General features: G+C 58.3%; 17 protein-coding genes. 9 read left to right on the top strand and 8 right to left on the bottom strand.

Annotated elements, in window-relative coordinates; translation table 11 throughout:
- Position 1: 1 nt before the first annotated feature.
- Complete coding sequence (gene clpS, locus C8D90_RS15660) at positions 2-322, bottom strand: ATP-dependent Clp protease adapter ClpS (RefSeq protein ID WP_115459400.1); 321 nt, start codon at positions 320-322, stop codon at positions 2-4.
- Between the two features lie 504 nt (positions 323-826).
- Between clpS and cspD the strand changes: the two genes are divergently transcribed.
- Positions 827-1,057 carry a cold shock-like protein CspD gene (gene cspD, locus C8D90_RS15655; protein WP_115459399.1) on the top strand — a complete coding sequence of 77 codons (231 nt, stop codon included), beginning with the start codon at positions 827-829 and terminating at the stop codon, positions 1,055-1,057.
- 123 nt (positions 1,058-1,180) lie between these two features.
- On the opposite strand, the gene C8D90_RS15650 is transcribed toward cspD, so the two are convergent.
- Positions 1,181-2,848: an ATP-dependent endonuclease gene (locus tag C8D90_RS15650; protein WP_115459398.1), complete on the bottom strand. Its 1,668-nt coding sequence runs from the start codon at positions 2,846-2,848 to the stop codon at positions 1,181-1,183.
- A gap of 149 nt (positions 2,849-2,997) precedes the next feature.
- Between C8D90_RS15650 and C8D90_RS15645 the strand changes: the two genes are divergently transcribed.
- The 3 genes from C8D90_RS15645 (at position 2,998) to hcr (ending at position 6,833) form a co-directional block, all read left to right on the top strand.
- Positions 2,998-3,897 carry a lysine exporter LysO family protein gene (locus tag C8D90_RS15645; protein ID WP_115459397.1) on the top strand — a complete coding sequence of 300 codons (900 nt, stop codon included), beginning with the start codon at positions 2,998-3,000 and terminating at the stop codon, positions 3,895-3,897.
- 191 nt (positions 3,898-4,088) lie between these two features.
- Positions 4,089-5,741, top strand: coding sequence for a hydroxylamine reductase (hcp, locus tag C8D90_RS15640; protein WP_115459396.1), 1,653 nt, complete (start codon positions 4,089-4,091; stop codon positions 5,739-5,741).
- A gap of 90 nt (positions 5,742-5,831) precedes the next feature.
- Entirely contained in the window at positions 5,832-6,833 is a 1,002-nt protein-coding gene (gene hcr, locus C8D90_RS15635) for an NADH oxidoreductase (protein WP_115459395.1), read from the top strand.
- 44 nt (positions 6,834-6,877) lie between these two features.
- On the opposite strand, the gene C8D90_RS15630 is transcribed toward hcr, so the two are convergent.
- The 4 genes from C8D90_RS15630 to C8D90_RS15615 form a co-directional block, all read right to left on the bottom strand.
- Positions 6,878-8,779, bottom strand: a complete 1,902-nt coding sequence (locus C8D90_RS15630) for a DUF2207 domain-containing protein (protein ID WP_162844411.1) — start codon at positions 8,777-8,779, stop codon at positions 6,878-6,880.
- Between the two features lie 104 nt (positions 8,780-8,883).
- The gene (locus C8D90_RS15625; protein WP_230473028.1) at positions 8,884-11,055 is read right to left on the bottom strand and encodes a DUF2207 domain-containing protein; all 2,172 of its coding nucleotides are present in this window, start codon (positions 11,053-11,055) and stop codon (positions 8,884-8,886) included.
- Positions 11,056-11,176: 121 nt separating this feature from the next.
- Positions 11,177-12,529, bottom strand: a complete 1,353-nt coding sequence (locus C8D90_RS15620; protein ID WP_147291376.1) for a DUF2207 family protein — start codon at positions 12,527-12,529, stop codon at positions 11,177-11,179.
- Positions 12,530-12,544: 15 nt separating this feature from the next.
- Positions 12,545-13,087: a LemA family protein gene (locus tag C8D90_RS15615; protein ID WP_115459391.1), complete on the bottom strand. Its 543-nt coding sequence runs from the start codon at positions 13,085-13,087 to the stop codon at positions 12,545-12,547.
- A 174-nt stretch (positions 13,088-13,261) separates the two neighbouring features.
- Between C8D90_RS15615 and ltaE the strand changes: the two genes are divergently transcribed.
- The 3 genes from ltaE (at position 13,262) to C8D90_RS15600 (ending at position 17,041) form a co-directional block, all read left to right on the top strand.
- On the top strand, positions 13,262-14,314 hold the full coding sequence (gene ltaE / locus C8D90_RS15610; RefSeq protein ID WP_115459390.1) for a low-specificity L-threonine aldolase: 1,053 nt from the start codon (positions 13,262-13,264) through the stop codon (positions 14,312-14,314).
- A gap of 81 nt (positions 14,315-14,395) precedes the next feature.
- Positions 14,396-15,859, top strand: coding sequence for a DUF2867 domain-containing protein (locus C8D90_RS15605; protein ID WP_115459389.1), 1,464 nt, complete (start codon positions 14,396-14,398; stop codon positions 15,857-15,859).
- A 171-nt stretch (positions 15,860-16,030) separates the two neighbouring features.
- Positions 16,031-17,041, top strand: a complete 1,011-nt coding sequence (locus C8D90_RS15600; RefSeq protein ID WP_115459388.1) for an NAD-dependent epimerase/dehydratase family protein — start codon at positions 16,031-16,033, stop codon at positions 17,039-17,041.
- A 9-nt stretch (positions 17,042-17,050) separates the two neighbouring features.
- Here the strand turns inward: C8D90_RS15600 and C8D90_RS15595 are convergent, their stop codons facing one another.
- Entirely contained in the window at positions 17,051-17,878 is an 828-nt protein-coding gene (locus C8D90_RS15595; RefSeq protein ID WP_115459387.1) for an N-acetylmuramoyl-L-alanine amidase, read from the bottom strand.
- A 107-nt stretch (positions 17,879-17,985) separates the two neighbouring features.
- Here C8D90_RS15595 and C8D90_RS15590 point away from each other — a divergent pair, with 107 nt between their 5' ends.
- Positions 17,986-18,309, top strand: a complete 324-nt coding sequence (locus C8D90_RS15590; RefSeq protein WP_115459386.1) for a heavy metal-binding domain-containing protein — start codon at positions 17,986-17,988, stop codon at positions 18,307-18,309.
- A gap of 11 nt (positions 18,310-18,320) precedes the next feature.
- The gene (locus C8D90_RS15585; RefSeq protein ID WP_115459385.1) at positions 18,321-18,932 is read left to right on the top strand and encodes a DUF3828 domain-containing protein; all 612 of its coding nucleotides are present in this window, start codon (positions 18,321-18,323) and stop codon (positions 18,930-18,932) included.
- 25 nt (positions 18,933-18,957) lie between these two features.
- Here C8D90_RS15585 and C8D90_RS15580 read toward each other — a convergent pair whose 3' ends face one another.
- A complete protein-coding gene (locus C8D90_RS15580) occupies positions 18,958-19,335 on the bottom strand; it encodes a helix-turn-helix domain-containing protein (RefSeq protein WP_230473027.1) in 378 nt (125 codons plus the stop codon).
- Positions 19,336-19,338 lie beyond the last annotated feature (3 nt).

Below are 19,338 nucleotides of genomic sequence, written 5' to 3'. Positions count from 1 at the left end.
ATCAGGCTTTTTCTAACGTACACAGCAGCGGATGTTCATTCTCCCGCGCATAGCGATTAACATGGGCTACCTTGGTTTCAGCAACCTCCGCGGTAAACACGCCGCAAATCGCCTTTCCCTTATAATGCACGGTGAGCATCAACTGCGTTGCACGTTCAATATCATAAGAAAAGAACTTTTGCAGAACGTCAATAACAAAATCCATCGGCGTATAGTCATCGTTGTTTAGAATAACTTTATACATCGACGGGGGTTTTACCTCACTGATTTGTTCATTTTCGACTAAATGTTCAAAATTCAGCCAATCATTGTTATCTGCCATGTCCTGTCCATCATTTTTTGCTGCGGCCGGCCCGTGGTTTACGGGAGGCAAATCCTGTCATTGGCGTCTGCGTCCGTTTATTACTGTGACACAGATCGCGGCTAAAGTGTCGTCTCACGCCCATCTGACAACGGTTTTTCAGACAATCTACAACAATAGCGTTATCTGCTTCAAAGTTTGGCAATATTCCCTGTAATTTCAAACGGACCACGCTTGACGTGAGGCCCGCATGCACTAGAGTGTAAACGTGTTAATTGGCGTCGTTTTGTACAAAACGCTGCCATAACGAACGATTGGCGGCGACGTCACAATCAATCCGGAATGCCTTCTCAATCGTTGCCCGTAGGGCGTGTCCCTAAGATGTTCACGCTGTTCCCTCTCATGGCGAACATGTTAGGCGCACGTCCTGTATCAATCTTATCTCATTAACTGACGGGGCTTGAAGGTTGACACGCCGTCACCGCAAGTTTCCCCTACTACAAGTCTTGCGAGGGATGTTTAAGCATGGAGACGGGTACCGTAAAATGGTTCAACAATGCTAAAGGCTTTGGCTTCATTTGCCCGCAAAACGGTGGCGAGGACATATTCGCCCACTACTCCTCCATTCAGATGGAGGGTTACCGTACGCTTAAAGCCGGGCAGGTTGTGCAGTTCAACGTACACCAGGGACCGAAAGGCAATCATGCCGACACTATCGTCCCGGTTGCACAACGTCAGCCAGAGCTGGCCCCCTGAATCGTCCCATCCTCGTCACGGATAACCATCATGATACTCAATGCCGGCATCGCCCGGCATTTTTTGTTTTACCGGGCGCTGTTGATATATGAAGGCGGAATGCCGTAATTCAAGCCACGGCGATTAATCTGCCTTGCCGCGCGCCAGCCACAGCACCCGGGAAAACATTCCTTTCAGCAGCAAAGGGATAGATTCCACGCCCCACTCCTGCGCCTGCGTGGCGACGGCAATCGCCAAATCCGGCTTCGAAGTGCGGTGTATCGCCTTGTCGATCACCTTACGCATCGACATCGGCACATTACCGGGCAGCCCCGCCACCTGGTGATACACCGGAGCAAACCCTTCGCGGTACATATAGTGTTCCATGTCCGGCGCAGGCAGCGCCGTCAGCCGGTCGCGATCGTTTTCCTGCGTGCTTTCGTTAAGCGAACGCACGGTCATCGCATACTTTTTCCCCGCATCATCGCCATCGACCAATACGTGCCACTCAATACCCATACGCCGGGCGAACTTAACCAGGGGGCGGATGCCACACTGCGCGAACTCAATCACCTTAATCCCCTCCGCCTCGAAATGGTAGCCGCACTGGCGCGCCATCTCATTCAGCAGCCAGACCTCCGTTTCCCCCTCGACCAGCAGCCAGCAACGGGCAAACAGCGACGAGGCGCGGTTAAAACGAATATGAAAGGCGATGCGCCGGCTGTCTTCCGGCGACATGCCGCGCGGCCCGATGCGATAGGTCGCGACCCTGGCCGACTGCCGCACCAGCCGACAGACACGCTCCACCGGCATCAGGGAAAGCAATTCGCCGGAGTTGGTCGTGGTCACTTTTTGCAGCGGCAACTGATTCAGCAACCCCCAGGCGACGGAAAGCATAATGGGATGCAGGCGGGTTTCCGGGTCCTCTACCAGCAGCAACGGACGGGCATGCGGATCGAGGATCAGAGAGCCTTTCGCCTGCAACAAGGTGGAAAACAGGCCCAGCAGAATCATCCGCATACTGCGGCTGCCAGACTCGGCGATGAGGCGGTTGATATTTTCCAGCGAGCGCCACGCCTGCTTGCTTTGCAGGCTTTCTATGCGGCGCCGGCGATGGCGCACATAGCTATCCGCGCTCTGCTCGGAAAAATAGTGCTCCAGCAGTTGCCTCATCGCATCAAGCCCGTGGCGCAGATCGGTGTTGCTCAGCTTCTGCGGGTTGCGCACCAGTTCGCGCGTCAGCACGTCCAGTTGTTTCGCGATCGCCTCATTATCCAGCTCCGCATGCTGCGACAGCATGTTCGGGCGCAAACGGCGGATAAAACGGGTGTCGCGCAGGCGCAGTACCGGATGCAGACGGATAATCTCACGCGCCAGCTTATCCACATGGTGGAAAGCCAACGGATTTCCCTCCTCATCAAGGAAGGAACGCCAGGTGCATACCGAGCCGTCGTCCGTTAATTCGCCGACCTGACGGAAATAGATGCGGTGAAAACGATCCTCCCCCTTTTGCCAGAGCGGGGAAAGATGCTGATAGCGCGGGGAACGGTGATGCCCGATATCGGTTTCACAGAAAGTAAATACGATTTGCAGCGAACGCTCTTTGGCGTTTTCATCGCCGGGCGGATGGTAGAAGTCACTTTCCTCGAAGTGATACAGCTCCGGCGACGGCGACAGGGCCAGCGTCATGGCGTCCAGCAGGCTGGATTTCCCCCAGGCATTTTCGCCAATCAACACCGTATTGTCGTCCAGCGTCAACGAAAGCCGGTTAATCCCGCGGAATCCTACTATCTCGATACGCTCAAGATACATATGTTATCTCCTTCACCTGCCCGGATTTTCTCTGGCTTTACCGCAGCATGATAAAAAAAGGGCTTACAGGTCAAGCATTAGCTTTAACTTTACTCTCCGCCGCCTTTTGGTTAGCGTGTTACCCACGTCACAACATATCCAGGTTTACCATGTACTCAGGTCTTTTAATTATTCTCGTTCCTTTGATTATCGGTTATCTCATTCCCTTACGACAAAAAAGTCTGATTATCCTTATCAATCGCCTTTTGAGCTGGATGGTGTACGTCATTCTGTTTTTCATGGGGATCAGCCTGGCTTTTCTGGACAACCTGAGTGCCAACCTGTGGCTGATATTTCAATACGCTTCGGTGTGTTTCGTCTGCATCATCGGCGCAAATTTACTGGCGCTGCTCCTGCTTGAGCGCCGTCGCCCCTGGCGCAGCAAGCATCAGCAGGAAACGCTTCCGTCCCGTCTGCATATGGCGCTGGAATCACTGAAGCTGTGCGGCGTGGTGGTCGGCGGTTTTCTGCTCGGACTGACCCAATGGAGCTGGCTGCGCCATGCCTCCGCAGGCAGCGAATACGCCCTGATCTTTTTGCTGCTGCTGGTCGGCCTGCAACTGCGCAACGGCGGCATGACGCTGGCGCAAATCGCGCTCAACCGCCGCGGCATGATCATTGCGATCGTCGTGTGCCTGAGCGCGCTGGCAGGCGGCGCGCTGGCCGCCCTGCTGCTCGGTTTGCCGCTGCGCACCGGCATGGCGATCGCCTCCGCCTACGGCTGGTACTCCCTCTCAGGCATCATGATGACCGACGCCTTCGGCCCGGTGATCGGCAGCGCCGCATTCTTCAACGACCTCGCCAGGGAGCTTTTCGCCATCATGATGATCCCCACGCTGGTGCGCCGCAGCCGGAGCGCGGCCCTCGGCCTGTGCGGCGCCACCTCGATGGACTTCACCCTGCCGGTCCTGCAGCGCAGCGGCGGGCTGGAAGTTATACCGGCGGCAATTGTGCACGGCTTCGTACTGAGCCTGATCGCCCCGGTTTTAATGGCCGTCTTCTCCTCCTGATACGTTGACCGGCGCGCATCATGCGTGCCGGTTTTCTCCCGCCGAAAAGTGAGAATGATTCACTTTCTCCATCATAAATTGCGCTATATCAAACAAAGCAATTGTTGCATTAAAAAAGCCTTTTTAAATGACGTCGTCAGTCTTAATCTTTTAAAGATTCATAATAAATGCAACTTTAAAAGGAAGCGACTATGTACTGCGTTCAATGTGAGCAAACCATCCGTACCCCTGCCGGCAATGGCTGTTCCTACGCTCAGGGCATGTGTGGCAAAACCGCTGAAACCTCCGATCTGCAAGACCTGCTGGTCGCCGTATTGCAAGGTCTGTCCGCCTGGGCGCTGAAAGCCCGCGAACTGAACATCATCGATCACGCCATCGACAGCTTTGTGCCCCGTGCTTTTTTCTCTACCCTGACCAACGTCAACTTCGAATCCGTGCGCATCGTGGGCTACGCCCGTGAAGCCATCGCCATGCGCAGCGCGCTGGCCGCCCGCTGCCGGCAAACTGATTCCGCCGTTCGTGTTGATCACCCGATGGCGGAGCTGCTGTTGGCCGGCGAAGATCTCTCCACCCTGCGCGCCCAGGCCGCAGACTTCGCCCTGAACGCCGACAAAGCCGACATCGGCGATGACATCCACGGCCTGCGCATGCTGTGCCTGTATGGCCTGAAAGGCGCCGCCGCCTATATGGAGCACGCGCACGTACTGGGCGAATACAGCGATGAAATCTACGCCGAATTCCACCATTACATGGCCTGGCTGGGCACCCAGCCGCGCGACGTCGATACCCTGCTGAACAACGCCATGGGCATCGGCACGATGAACTTCAACGTCATGGCGATCCTCGATCGCGGCGAAACCACCGCCTACGGCAATCCGGTGCCGACGCAGGTGAACGTCAGCCCGGTTGCCGGTAAAGCCATCCTGATCTCCGGTCATGACCTGAAAGACCTGCGCATGCTGCTGGAACAAACCGAAGGCACCGGCGTTAATATCTACACCCACGGTGAAATGCTGCCGGCGCACGGCTATCCGGAGCTGAAAAAATTCAAACATCTGGTCGGTAACTACGGCAGCGGCTGGCAGAACCAGCAAACAGAATTCGCCAAATTCCCCGGTCCGATCCTCATGACCTCCAACTGCATCATCGATCCGAATCCGGGTAACTACACCGACCGCATCTGGACCCGCAGCATCGTCGGCTGGCCGGGCGCCAAGCACCTGGAAGGCGATGACTTCGGCGCCGTCATCGCGCAGGCGCAGTCCATGTCCGGTTTCCCGTACAGTGAGATCGAACATCTGATCACCGTCGGCTTCGGCCGTGAAACCCTGCTCAGCGCCGCTGACAGCGTGATCGACCTGGTTTCCGCCGGTAAACTGCGTCACGTATTTCTGGTCGGCGGCTGCGACGGCAGCCGCGACGAGCGCAGCTACTTCACCGATTTTGCCCGCAGCGTCCCGCAGGATTGCCTGATCATGACGCTGGCCTGCGGCAAGTACCGCTTCAACAAGCTGGACTTCGGCACGCTGGAAGGCCTGCCGCGTTTGCTGGACGTCGGCCAGTGCAACGACGCTTATTCCGCCATTATCCTGGCGGTCAAACTGGCGGAAAAACTGGGTTGCGGGGTGAACGACCTGCCGCTCAGCCTGACGCTCTCCTGGTTTGAGCAGAAAGCGATCGTCATTCTGCTGACCCTGCTGTCGCTGGGCGTGAAGAATATCTATACCGGCCCGACCGCGCCGGGCTTCCTGACCGAAAACCTGCTGAATATCCTTAACGAGAAGTTCGGCATGCGCGCCATCACGACGGTGGAAAACGACATGCGTGAAATTCTGGCGGCCTGACGGCCACGCACGCAACGGACAAACCCGGCGTTTCAGCCGGGGATATTCCTGCCCCGCCCGCGGGGCAGTTATTCATTCAGAGATTTCGTTATGACCATGCCTACGCCGCTTTGCCCCAATGCCATGCAGGTTCACTCCGTACGGCAGGAAACGCCTGACGTCTGGACGCTCTCTTTAATCTGCCACGATTTCTACCCATACCAACCGGGCCAGTACGCGCTGGTGAGCATCCGTAACAGCGCGGAAACCCTGCGCGCCTACACGCTTTCATCATCGCCCGGCCTCAGCCGCTTCCTGACGCTCAGCATACGCCGCCTGCCCGACGGGCAAGGCTCGCAGTGGCTGACCCGCGAGGTAAAACCCGGCGACCGGATTTGGCTGTCCGACGCCCGGGGTGAGTTCACCTGCGCCAACGCGCCGGCGGATCGCTACCTGATGCTGGCGGCCGGTTGTGGCGTCACGCCAATCATGTCGATGAGCCGCTGGCTGACCGCCAACCGGCCCGGGGCGGATATCCGGGTGATTTTCAATGTCCGTTCACCCGATGACGTCATTTTCGCCGAAGAGTGGCGCACGCTGACGCAACGCTTTCCCAATCTGCACCTGACGCTGATGGCGGAAAACGGCGCAACGGAAGGATTCCTCAGCGGACGGATTTCACGGGAGATTCTTACGCAACAAGTACCTGACATCGCTTCCCGCACCGTCATGACCTGCGGCCCCGCGCCCTATATGAAACAGGTTAAGCAGTTAGCCGGGGAACTGGGCGTTCCGGCGCAGCATTTTTATCAGGAACAGTTCCACGTCGTTGAGGAAAATGCAGAGGATGGCGATACGCTGAAGCTCACCACGATGACGCCGATGAACGAATATCGCGCGCCGGTTGGCGCAACGCTGTTGTATGCGATGGAGCAGAACAAGATCCCGGTTCAGGCGGCCTGCCGCGCCGGGGTATGCGGCTCCTGCAAGACCCGCATTGTGAGCGGCGACTATGTCACCGACAGCCTGATGACCTTAACCGCGCAGGAAATCGAACAAGGTTACGTACTGGCCTGTAGCTGCCGTTTGCAGGGCGACACCATCCTGGCCTGACTGGCCCCCAACGGAGATGACGAACCTTCGTCGTCTCCGCTTTCTCAGGCCGTTCCCGTGGCAATTGTGACTTTGTGCCGCTTTCTCTCCGTTTCCGTCTCCGTACGTACCGCGCTGCACAAATTCAGGAACAGACTGACGCAACGATCGTTGGCCTGAATAACCCCGGCGGCGTCACCGTCCAGCCGGCGCGCGCACTGTTCAACGGCATTTTCCCACTGTGTTCCGCAGTTCAGCGCCAGCGCATAAGGTAAAATCCGGCGGCTCAGCGCCATCAGTTCATCCGCGTCATGCGCCAGGCTTTCCGGATTGTCCGCGGCGTCAAGCAGATACCCTTTCATCTCCATGACCTGCGCCAGCTGGTCCTCACCTTCCCGCGTATAAACCGGCATAAAGGCATAGTAGGCGTAGCTGAGCACCAGGCACCCGATTAGCGCGCCGACAAACCCGGCGGGAAGCAGCAGAAAATCAATACTTCCCATCAGCCAGTAAAGCGCCACGATAACGGCGGTCTGAAATAAAACAATTCCCAACAGGAACGGCAATGCCCGCCAGTGTTTTTCTTCCTGCTCTCCCGGAATGAAGCGGGAGACGATCCGCATGAACGGCCGGAGGAACAGCAGGGTAGACAGATAAAGCACGAACACCCGGAACATTTCGTTCAGGTCATAAGCCATCGCGCAGGTCAGAAAGGTAAGCAGGATCGCCACATGCCCCCAAAACAACGGCCATCCGGTGCGATACAGTAATTTTTCCCGCGACCCGTGGTAAAACGCGGCCAGCAGCGAACGAATACGGGCCAGACGCGGAGAATGTTCGCCGCGCAGCACGACCGGCCGGCGATCGTCGCCAAACAGCGCATCGCGCAGCAGGCAATCGGAATCCTGCATCTGCGGGCCGAACGAATTGCGCCCGTTAATCGCATGCAGCGCCTGTTCTTGCGGGTTATCCGCATTTTCCCGCACTTCCACCGCCTGTTTCACCACGGTATTCAGCACGTCGGCCGCAAAGACCTTCTCATCGCAGGTACGCTGCATGACATAGCGCATATAACCCGGCGACATTTCCGGCGGGCGCCCGCTCCGGAAGCTTTCTCTCGCCGGCGCGGGACGCGGACGGGTGAAAAACTTACCCAGTGCGTAAAGACATAACAGCAGGAAAGGCACCCAGTGCAGCCAATGCCCGCGTTCGGGCAACAGCGCGTACAGCAACTGCGCGCCGGGCGCAACGTCCGCCGCGGATTCAGCAACCAGCGGCAACACGGAACGGGGCCAGGTGTACACAACGGTCAGGCCGTGCAGGGGCGGCAAAGGCTCTGTCGTGACGATGCTGTCGTCATACAGAATTTCCGCGCTGCCGCCGCGGCTGTTGCTTTCGCCGGTATAATAATCAACGCTGTTGATGCGGGGATCGTGACCGATACGAATCACGCCGCCGTTGTCAGGCAGCGTCAGGCTGAAGCGGACTTTGTCGATGGTGAAGGTCCAGTCGCTGCCGGTTACGTTCCAGTACAGCTCATCCCAGCTTTTATAACGGCTGAAATGGTTGCTGACCTGATAGCGGATAACGTACTCATGCACGCCCGGCAAGAGGGTGCGGTTGGGATCGCCGATGTACAGCGTCAGAGACTTATCGTCGCCGTCTTTCTGATAAAACTCCGGCTGGCCGTCACGCAGGATCTGCTGGAGCCGGTACTCGGCCTGATAAAGCTGGCCGTCCCGGCGGTTCCACTGCAACGGCAGGGAACGGTAAATACCGTGGCGCATCAGTTCGCCACGCACCAACACCCTGATTTTCTCCGTAACGTCCATACTGCCGTCGGGATTCAGCGCGGCGTCGACGTCAAATAACAAGATACGCTCCGGGATGTCCTGATTGCAGGCCGGTCCCGGACAAAAAGCGATAGCCATCCTGGCGATCTCAGCACTGGCATTTCCGTTTGCCACTGCGCTATTCACACTGGTAAGCAACAACGCTAAACAGAAAAAAATCCGTTTTAACATACTTCCCACCCATTCCATGGACAAATGTCGCGACGTTTTGGCATCCGTTACCAACCGCCGCCTCCCCCTCCGCCGGAGCCACCGCCGGAAGAGCCTCCCCCGGACGAACCGGAGCCGCTGTAGCCTGAACCAGAACCTGAACTTCCCCCGCTGCTGCGGCTTGGCTCGGCGCTGGACGATGAACGGCACGAGTCGCTGAAACTGCGCACCTGCCCCCAATCGCCGTTCGCAAAAACCTCAGACATGCTGCCGCTGGTAATCAGGTACTGAGAGAAGGTATCCGCCCAGGTTTTCCCTACGCCCAGCGCCAGCGCATAGGGCAGCATTTTTTCAAAATGCTCCACCCGCTTGTCCGGCGGATACAGTGTTTCAAACCGATGCTCCTCCGCCGCGCTCAGGTATCTTTTCAGCCCTTTCGCCGTCGCCAGGGCGTTAAGCCCTGCCTGCGTGTACCTCGGCGCTTTTATCGTATAAAAAACAAGCACCAAAAAGCAAATCAACAATGCGCCCGGATACCCCGCCGGCAGCCGGGAAAGAGGCAGCGACACCAATACCGAACTGAACCCGCCCACTATCGGCGCCGCTATCAGAAACAGAAAAACCGGCATACAGCCCCAACGCATCACCTGCCCACGCGCATTAAATATCGCGTGCAGTACGCCCCCGATAATACCCAGGCCGAACAAGACAAACAACGACAGCAAAACGGTAATCAACCCCATCGGGACATTGATAAAGATCGCGCACAGAATGGGAATCAGCAACAACAGGCCAACACCGCACCACAACGGCCTGGCCCGGCGCATAAACAACGCGCTCCGTTGATCGGTGCAGCGTTTTTCCAGCGTTGACAGGGCATTTTGCATCGGCTTCTGATGCGCCGTGCCAAGATTGATTTTTTGCCGTTTGCCGGAAAACAGAATCTTCAATAACGTTCTGTCCGTGTCGCTCAACCGCACGGTACGCCCCCCCGTCGCCGGGGAAAGCCAATGCGCTTCCCGCTTCTGCACCAATGAAGCCAGGAACCCGCCCGATGCCTTCTCCTGCTTGCGCGAGCTGAGCGACAGCACGCGTCTGGCAACCATATCCAGCAGATCGCTGCTGAAGGCGATGTCATCATAACTGCGTTTGCTGACATAACGCACGAATCCCGGCGTCATACCCTCCGGCGTATCATAAAGCGGGATCACCGCCGGCATTTTCAGGCCCGGCTTCACGACATTCCGCCACCACCATGACAGGTAATAGAGCACCATCAACAGTACGGGCACCCACAGCACCATCGTTTTTTCCGTCGGTAAGAAAAAATGCGCCCAGGGAGAAGATGCCGCAGGCGCCGGCGCGCTGGCCAAAATATCACGCGGCCAGGTGTAGACGACCGTCAGCCCCTGCTCCGCCGCCAGCCGGGAAAGGGTTCTGACGCTGCCGTCCGGCAAAATTTCGGCCTGAGTACCTTTATCGCCCTCATAGCCGGTGTAAGTGTCGATAGTCCGCAGGCGGGAATCCAGCCCGTTCTCGTTGAGATAAGAGGCCGCATCCGGCAGTTTCAGCCGGAAACTGGCGTGGTCAATGTCATACGGCCAGCCGTTGCCCGTCACGTTCCAGTAAAGCTCGTCCCACTCGGGGAAACGGCTGAAATGATTACTGACCTGATAGCGGATAACGTAAGTGTATTCCCCCGCGTCGAGCAGCCGGTCTGCGCTGCCGATACGGATGGTGAGCGTATTACCCTGCTGCTTTTCGCTGTACGCTTCCGGATGCCCGTCACGTAAAATCTGTTCAACCTGATAATCAACGCGAAAAATTTTGCCGTCCTGACGGTTCCAGCTCAGCGGCAAGGTACGAAAAATACCGCGGCGGATCTGATCGCCGGTGGCATAAACCTTGATGGTTTCCTCCACCGCCATCGTGCCGTTCGGGTTGATACTGCCCAGCGCGTCAAAGGAGAGAATGCGCTCATAGCGGGGGTTACGCGGAATATCGTCATGCCGCGCGACATCGGGAACCGAAATCCCCGGCGCGGCGGTGCTCACAAGGATGTCATACCCTTCGCTTTCTTCCGCGGCCGGCAGCGCGGCCATTTGCGGCGCAGCCCACCTATCCGCGGCCCGGACGTACGGAGATGCAGAGAGCGCCAGCCCCCCCAGCAGCCACAATAACGGTGTCAGACGAAGCAAGCGCGCGGCTGCGCTAATCCATCCGTGGAATATCGACGTCATTCAGTCCCTCTGATTCGGGTTCCTCTGTTCAAAAGCAAAGTATGAACACTTTTTTGACCAAGATAATTATCTTTTAGTTCAATGTGGTATCGCCAAATTTCCCTAAAGCGAACACATACCGTTAATCTCCTCCGCCGTCAGAACCCCCGTCCGATGAACCGGAATCGCTGGCGTCATGATGGGAATGCCCGCCGTCGTGATCGTCGGAGCCTGACATGGAGGCGGAGTGGCAGGAGTCGCCGAAGCTGTGGATATCACTCCAGCTCGCATCGGCGAAAACTTTAGATGCGCAGCCATTTTCAGCCAGGTAGCGGGCGAACGTATCCGCCCACGTCTTGCCAACGCCCAGCACCAGCGCATAAGGCAGCATTCTTTCGAAATGCGTAATTCGTTGATCCGGCGGATAGAGCGTCTCAAACCGGCGTTCTTCCGCCGTGCCGAGATACATTTTCAGCCCCTGCGCCACCGCCTGGGCATCAAGTCCTGCCTGGGTATAACGCGGCGCCCGGATCATATAAAAAGTGATGATCAACATACCGGACAGCAGCGCGCCGTAGTATCCCGCCGGCAGCCGGGGCAGCGATCCGGGCATGAACACAACGCCAAGCCAGACCAGAGCAGAGAGGATAAGCAGCGAGGCAAACAATGCCGGGCCTTTACGCCGCCGCCACATCGCGCGCAGCATGTTGACGACTAAAATAATGATCCACGTTCCCGCCAGAAAAAGCAGGCACGTTAATACAGCGGCCCACACGCCCGGCGCGTCAAAGAAAATCCCGCAGATGACCGGAATCAGTACCAATAGGCCGATTCCGCGCCACAGCGCGCCAAACCGCCGTTTAAACAATCCGTCGCGTTGCCCGCCGTAGTGATTCTCCAGCATCGCCAACGCATCCTGCATCGGTTTCTGGAAAGGCACGCTCAGGTTGATGCGCTTCTGAGTTCCGGAAAACAGAATCCCAAGTAACCGTTTGTCGCCCTCGCTTTGCCGGTTCGCCCGCTCCCGCGGTCCCGGCGCAATCCATTTTTCATAGCGCCCGCCTTTCCCGGACGGGCCCTGCCGCGCCTGCACGCTGTACGTCATCACCTGCCGGGCGACCAAATCCAGCAGATCGCCGCTAAACCCGACGTTATCGTACCTGCGCTTACTGATATAGCGGATAAAACCCGGCGTCATGCCGTCCGGAACGTCATGGCGCGGCACCACGGCCGGCATTCTCAGGCCCGGTTTGACCACGTTAATCAACCACCAGCCGAAGTAATACAGCGCCAGCAGCAGTACGGGTACCCACAGCCCCCAGGTTTCCTGCGTCGGCAACAGCAGATCGCCCCAGGAGACGGCAGGTTCGCTGACCGGCATCTCCCGGGCAGGGGAAATGCTCCGGAGGATCATCCGCTCACGGGTGATACTGGCTGAGATCGTGTCCGTTGCCGCCGCAGAGAGCCCCGACAGCGGCAATATCAGTAAAGGCATCAGGCGCAACACGGGCTAGTCCATCCGCGGAACGGCGGCTTCATCCGGGTTCTCAAGTTCAAAAAAGGCTTCCGTCCTGAACGCGAAAAGACGCGCGATAATCAGGCTGGGGAAAGACTCCACCAGAATATTCAAATCGCGCACCGTACCGTTGAAATAGCGGCGCGCCATCTGCAGTTGTTCTTCGATCTCGCCCAGGGCGTTTTGCAGCGAAAGGAAGCTCTCGCTGGCCTTCAGATCGGGATACGCCTCCGCCAGCGCGAAAATACGGCCGAGCAAACCGGAGTAATTCCGCTCATTTTGTGCAATATCACGGGTGCTTCCCGTCAGATTCACGCGCTGGCGCGCAATTTCTTCCAGCAGGTCTTTCTCATGCTGGGCATAACGTTTTACTACGTTAAGCAGGTTGGGCGCCAGATCGTGGCGGCGTTTGAGCTGCACGGCAATACCGCTCCAGGCTTCGTCCTTAAAGCGGCGCAGCCGGATAAAACGGTTATAAGTGACGATAATCCAGAGAATGACAACGGCAACAGCGGCCAGAATCAGATAAAGTTCCATTTTTTCTCATCCCTAAGAGGCAGGACAACATCTCGTCCTGTATTTAAGAACAATGATATCCCACTCTTACGGCGGAAGGAAATCATGCTACATATATTGGCATGATTTCTATCGGCCCGGTCTCCGGCGCCGGCGGGCATACGCCCTCATATCTCGATGACCAAGGAGCTTCACATGATCGATCTGCGTAGTGATACCGTCACCCGGCCTGATGAAGGCATGCGCCGCGCAATGGCGGCGGCACCGGTCGGGGACGATGTTTACGGCGATGATCCCAGCGTTAACCTGCTGGAGCGGGAAATCGCCGAACGGGCGGGCAAAGAAGCGGCGCTGTTTTTGCCCACCGGTACGCAGGCCAACCTGGTGGCGTTGTTAACCCACTGCCAGCGCGGCGAAGAATATATCGCGGGGCAAAAAGCCCATAACTATTTATTCGAAGCAGGCGGCGCGGCGGTGTTGGGCAGCATCCAGCCCCAACCCATCGACGCCGCCCCGGACGGCACCCTGCCCCTTGATATAGTCGCCGCCGTCATCAAGGCCGATGACGTCCACTTTGCCCGCACCCGCCTGCTGAGCCTGGAAAATACCCACAACGGTAAGGTGTTGCCCCTGGAGTACCTGCGCCAGGCCTGGGAGTTCACCCGCGCCCGCAAGCTGGCGCTGCACATCGACGGCGCGCGCATCTTCAACGCCGCGGTGGCGCTGAACGTACCGCTGAGCGCCCTGAGCCAATATTGCGACACGCTGACCGTCTGCTTCTCCAAAGGGCTGGGCGCGCCGGTCGGCTCCGCGTTGTGCGGCAGCGCGGAATACATTCAGCGGGCCCGTCGCTGGCGTAAGATGGTCGGCGGCGGCATGCGCCAGGCGGGCATTCTGGCGGAAGGCGTCCGCTACGCGCTGGCGCACAACGTCGATCGCCTGCGTGAGGATCACGACAACGCGGCCTGGATGGCGCAACAACTGGCGGATCTCGGCGTCACCATTCTGCCGCCTGGCGCGCAGACCAACATGCTGTTCGTCTCCCTGCCCGACGAGCAGGCGGCGCGGCTCGGCCCCTGGATGCGGGAACGCGGCGTGTTGCTCAGCGCCGGCCCCGTTACCCGCCTGGTGACCCACATTAACATCACGCGCGCCGATCTGACCCGCGTCGTTGAACTGTGGCGTGAATTTCAGGAAAGCTGCGCGCCGTCATCATCCGGCGCCGCACAGCGCGCGCTTTACGGTTAAAACTCACGTGAGGCCGGCCCGGCGCCGGCCTCACGTTTATTCATCTGCCTCCAGAGTTCAGAAACAGTTCAGGAACATCGCATGACGTCATTACGTATTCTGGTGCTGGGCGCCAGCGGTTACGTCGGTCAAAATCTTATTCCCCGCCTGTGCGCGCAGGGGCACACCATCCGGGCCGCCGCCCGCCGCATTGAATGGCTGAAAGAGCAGGCATGGCCCAACGTGGAGTGCCGCTATGCCGATCTGTATCAGCCGGATACACTCACTTCGTTAACGGAAGATATCGACGTCGTTTACTACCTGGTCCACGGTATGGGAGACGGGCACGACTTTCTGGAGCGGGAACTGCTGGCTGCGCGCAACACCAGCCAGGCGCTGCGCGGCAGCAAAGTGCGTGAGGTGCTGTTTCTCGGCGCCCTGCAACCGAAGGACGACGTCAGCCCGCATCTGCTGGCACGCCGGCGCACCGGGGAGATCCTGCGCGAAAGCGGTATTCCGGTCACCGAACTGCGCGCCGGCATCATCATCGGTCCGGGTTCCGCCGCGTTCGAAGTGATGCGCGACATGGTTTACAACCTGCCGCTGCTGACGCCGCCGCGCTGGGTACGCTCCAAATCCTCCCCTGTCGCGCTGGAAAACCTGCTGGTTTACCTCACGGAGCTACCGCAGCATCCGGCGGAGGAAAGCCGGATGTTTGACGTCGCCGGGCCGGAGTACATCAGTTACCAGACCATGTTCGAGCGTTTTATCCGCCTGAGCGGCAAAAAGCGCTGGATCATTCCGCTGCCAATCCCTACCCGCTTAATTTCGGTTTACTTCCTCAGCATGATTACCTCGGTGCCCACCACCATTTCCCGCGCCCTGATCGAAGGGCTCAGGCACGACCTTCCCGCCGATGGCACGGAAATCGCGCGCCTGGTGCCGCAAACCCTGATCCCGTTCGAGCAGGCGGTGACCGAAACGCTGAAGCGGGAACAGGAGGTGGTGAACTCGGCGGACTGGGGCTACGATCCTGAAGTCCGGGCGCGCTGGCGGCCCGGTTACGGTTTCTACCCGAAGCACGCCGGGCATGAAGTGAGCACTACCGCTTCCCGCCGGGCGCTGTGGCACGTGGTCCAGCAGTTGGGCGGCAAGGAAGGCTACTTTTACGCCAACTATCTCTGGGCCATCCGCGCACGGATGGACGACCTGGCCGGCGGCGGCGTCACCTACGGCCGCCCGGCGCGGGACACCCTGCAACCCGGCGATCTGATTGACGGCTGGAAAGTCATCACCCTCAAGCCGGAAAAACTTCTGGCGCTCTTGTTTGGGATGAAAGCGCCGGGGCTGGGCCGCCTGGCCTTCACCATCGGGGAGCGTGACGGGAAGCGTACGCTGGACGTCCGCGCCTGGTGGCACCCCGCCGGATTCAGCGGCCTGCTTTACTGGTTCGTCATGATGCCCGCCCATCTGTTCATTTTCCGCGGCATGGCTTCGCGCATCGCCGCACTGGCGCTGGATTACGATCGTGAGCACCCGGAGGTTGACGACGACGTAAGCAGATAGTGTTTTTGTGACGCTCCGCGCCAGTAATCTGATTGCATAGCGCCTGATTTCACGGAAGAATGGCATCTTTATTGACTGTCGGGCGCTATTTCCGGCCACAAACGCACCCGCGTGCGGAATGAATGACAACAAAGGCAGGCGACAGTACGCCCGGCCGGGGATTTAACAACTATGAAGGTATTGGTGACCGGCGCGACCAGCGGCCTCGGACGTAATGCGGTGGAGTACCTGCGCCAGCGCGGGATCGGCGTACGGGCGACCGGCGACAACGCGGCAATGGGCAACCTGCTGCAAAAGCTGGGCGCGGAGTTTATTCACGCCGATCTGACCAACCTGGTGTCATCTCAGGCCAGGGCGATGCTGAACGATGTCGATACGCTCTGGCACTGCTCCGGTTTCACCTCGCCCTGGGGCGCCGAAGAATTGTTTGAGAAAGCCAACGTCCGCGCTACCCGCCGCCTGGGCGAATGGGCCGCTGCGTACGGCGTACGTCAGTTTATCCATATTTCGTCGCCGTCGGTCTATTTTGATTACCGCCACCACCTGAATATCCGTGAGGATTACCGTCCGGTTCGCTACGCCAACTATTTCGCACGCAGTAAGGCCTCCGCGGAAGAAGTGGTGCAAAATCTGGCGCTGTCCAACCCGCAAACCCACTTCACCATCTTGCGCCCGCAGGGGCTGTTCGGCCCGCACGATAAGGTTCTGCTTCCGCGCTTGCTGAACATGATGAAACGCCACGGCACCCTGCTGCTGCCGCGCGGCGGCGACGCGCTGGCGGATATGACCTACGAGGAAAATGCCGTTCACGCCATGTGGCTGGCAACCGAATCCCCGGACACGCCGTCCGGCCGGGCCTATAACATCACCAATCAGGAACCGCGCAAGCTGCGTTTGATCCTGCAACAGCTTATTGATGAGCTGGGGGTTAAATGCCGCATCCGCTCCGTGCCCTACGCGATGCTCGACATGATGGCGCGCGGCATGGAAAAACTGGGCGCGCACAGTGATAAAGAACCGGCGCTCACCCACTATGGCGTGTCCAAGCTGAACTTCGACATGACGCTGGACAACGAACGCGCGCGCCAGGAGCTGAACTACCAGCCGGTTATCTCCCTGGACGACGGCATTCGCCGTACCGCGGCCTGGCTGAAGGACCACGGTAAAATTTGCCAGTTCTAGCCCGTTCGTTTATTCACGGCCGCCATATTTTTCCAGCAGGGCATCAATAATCGCCTCACTCCCCGCATCGGCATTCCCCCGGTAATCCGCCGGGCGGAAGTGCATCTGAAACGCGGCGATGGCCGCGCGTGATGCGTCATCATTTACGCCGTTGACCCCGATGTTGTAACCGTAGCGCGCCAGCTTTTGCTGCAGGCGGGCAATGTTTACGGGCATATCATCAGGGCGACCGGCCTGATAACGCTGCACGGCGGCCTCGTCAGGCCAGGCGCCGACGCCGGCCTGCGCCAGACGACGCCACGGAAAGGCCGGGCCGGGATCTTTTTTGCGTCCGGGCGCGACGTCCATATGCCCCAGCACGTTTTGCGGCGGAATATTGTAACGCGCAGTGACATCTTTAAGCAGCGCAATCACCAAATCTATCTGTGCATCGCTGAACGGCGCCCAGTCGTCGTCACGCGGCCCGGCGTTAACAATTTCAATCCCCAGCGAGGTGTCATTTAGGTTGGTGCGCCCCTGCCAAAAACTGGCGCCGGCGTGCCAGGCGCGCCGGGATTCCGGCACCAGTTGCAGCGCCACGGGCTTACCCCGTTTTACGTCCGGCCGGGAAGGAATCAGATAGTGCGCGCTGACCGCTTCCTGCGTCAGGATGCGCAGCGAATCGGCGTCGTTCTCCGCGGTATAGTGCAACACCACGAAGCGGATACGCTGATCCATTCCCAGCGCAGTGCGGCTGACGTCAGCCTGATAGCTTCCCCGGTCAATCACCTCTTCCGGCGCCTGCGTATGACACCCGGCCAGCAGCAAAGCCAGCACGATCGCTCCCGGCCTGAACATACCCTTTCTCCTTTCCAACGATTTTGCTCCGTAACAAATTCAGACACGCGGATATACCGTATTCGCTATACTAGCGGCTTCCGGTCCGCTTATACGAGGAGCTTTCCATGCAACTTTCCACTACGCCTTCGCTCGAGGGGTATATTATCGTCGAATATTGCGGCGTCGTAACCGGCGAAGCCATCCTGGGTGCCAATATTTTCAAAGATTTCTTCGCTGGCATCCGCGACATCGTCGGCGGGCGCTCCGGCGCTTATGAGAAAGAGCTGCGCAAAGCGCGTGAAATCGCCTTTGAAGAGCTGAAGGAACAGGCGAAATCTGTGGGTGCCGATGCCGTCGTCGGTATTGACATAGACTATGAAACCGTCGGGAAAGACAGCAGCATGCTGATGGTCAGCGTATCAGGCACCGCCGTTAAAATAAGAAAATAGAAAGGAATGACATGTTACAGTTAACAAGGATGTTGATCATCGTCCTGCCATTATGCCTCACCGGCTGTACGGTGCTGGATCGCGTATTTGGCGACTTCTTCGGTACGGAAGCGCGCACGCCGGAACTGGCTTACGAGGTCCGGCCCGACATGACCTGCCCCTCCGCCAGCACACAAGGCACGGCGCAGGGATTTTATAATATCTACATCCCTCGCCGTTACGGCGGCGGGTTGCCCGATGAATCGCTGCTATTCGCCATACGTCCCTATATCAGTGATGCGCTGTACCGGGCGCTCGACCAGGCTAAACAACGCCAGCGCGCGCAGATTGCCGCCAATCCGGGAGAAAAACCCGACTTCACCGAAGGCGACCTGTTCTCAAGCCTGTTCGAAGGCCCGGAAAGGGCCGTTGTCATTCCGGAGAACAAAAGTGCGGATACGCCGGGCGTCGTCACATTGCCGGTGGATTTCTACCGCCAGGAAACCGAGCATGTCAATAAATGGGAAGATGCCGTCGTACTGGTGCAAGAGCGCGGTTGCTGGGTGATTGATGATATCCGCTATGGCGGAAACTGGACATCATCCTCCGACGGCACCCTGCGCCAGGTGCTGTCGATACCATGATGCCCGCCTGAGCCGCGTGCCGGGTCTACACCCGTGCGCGCGGCAGCATCTTTCCTTCCGTCCAGCCGGTGTCGTGGCGGTATCCGCCGGGAGAAACGCCGAAGTGACGACTGAAGGTCCGGGTGAACGTCTGTTGATTATCGAAACCATAAGACATGGCGATGTCGATAATCTTCATTTCGGTGACTTTCAGCGCAATCGCCGCACGCGTCAGCTTACGGTTGCGGATATAGCTGGCAACCGATACCCCGACCACGGATTTAAATTTGCGCTGTATATGCCATTTTGAATAGCCCGATTTACGCGACACGTCGTCAATCTGTAGCTTGCCGTCGATATTCTTCTCAATCCAGTCCACCAATGCCGAAACCAAGCGTTGATCGTGCGTTGTCATCGTCATCATTTT

The organism is Enterobacillus tribolii (genome assembly GCF_003363015.1).
GTDB classification, from domain to species: Bacteria; Pseudomonadota; Gammaproteobacteria; order Enterobacterales; family Enterobacteriaceae; genus Enterobacillus; species Enterobacillus tribolii.
Note: the sequence above shows the minus strand (reverse complement) of the source record. Positions and strands in the feature narration are given on the sequence as shown.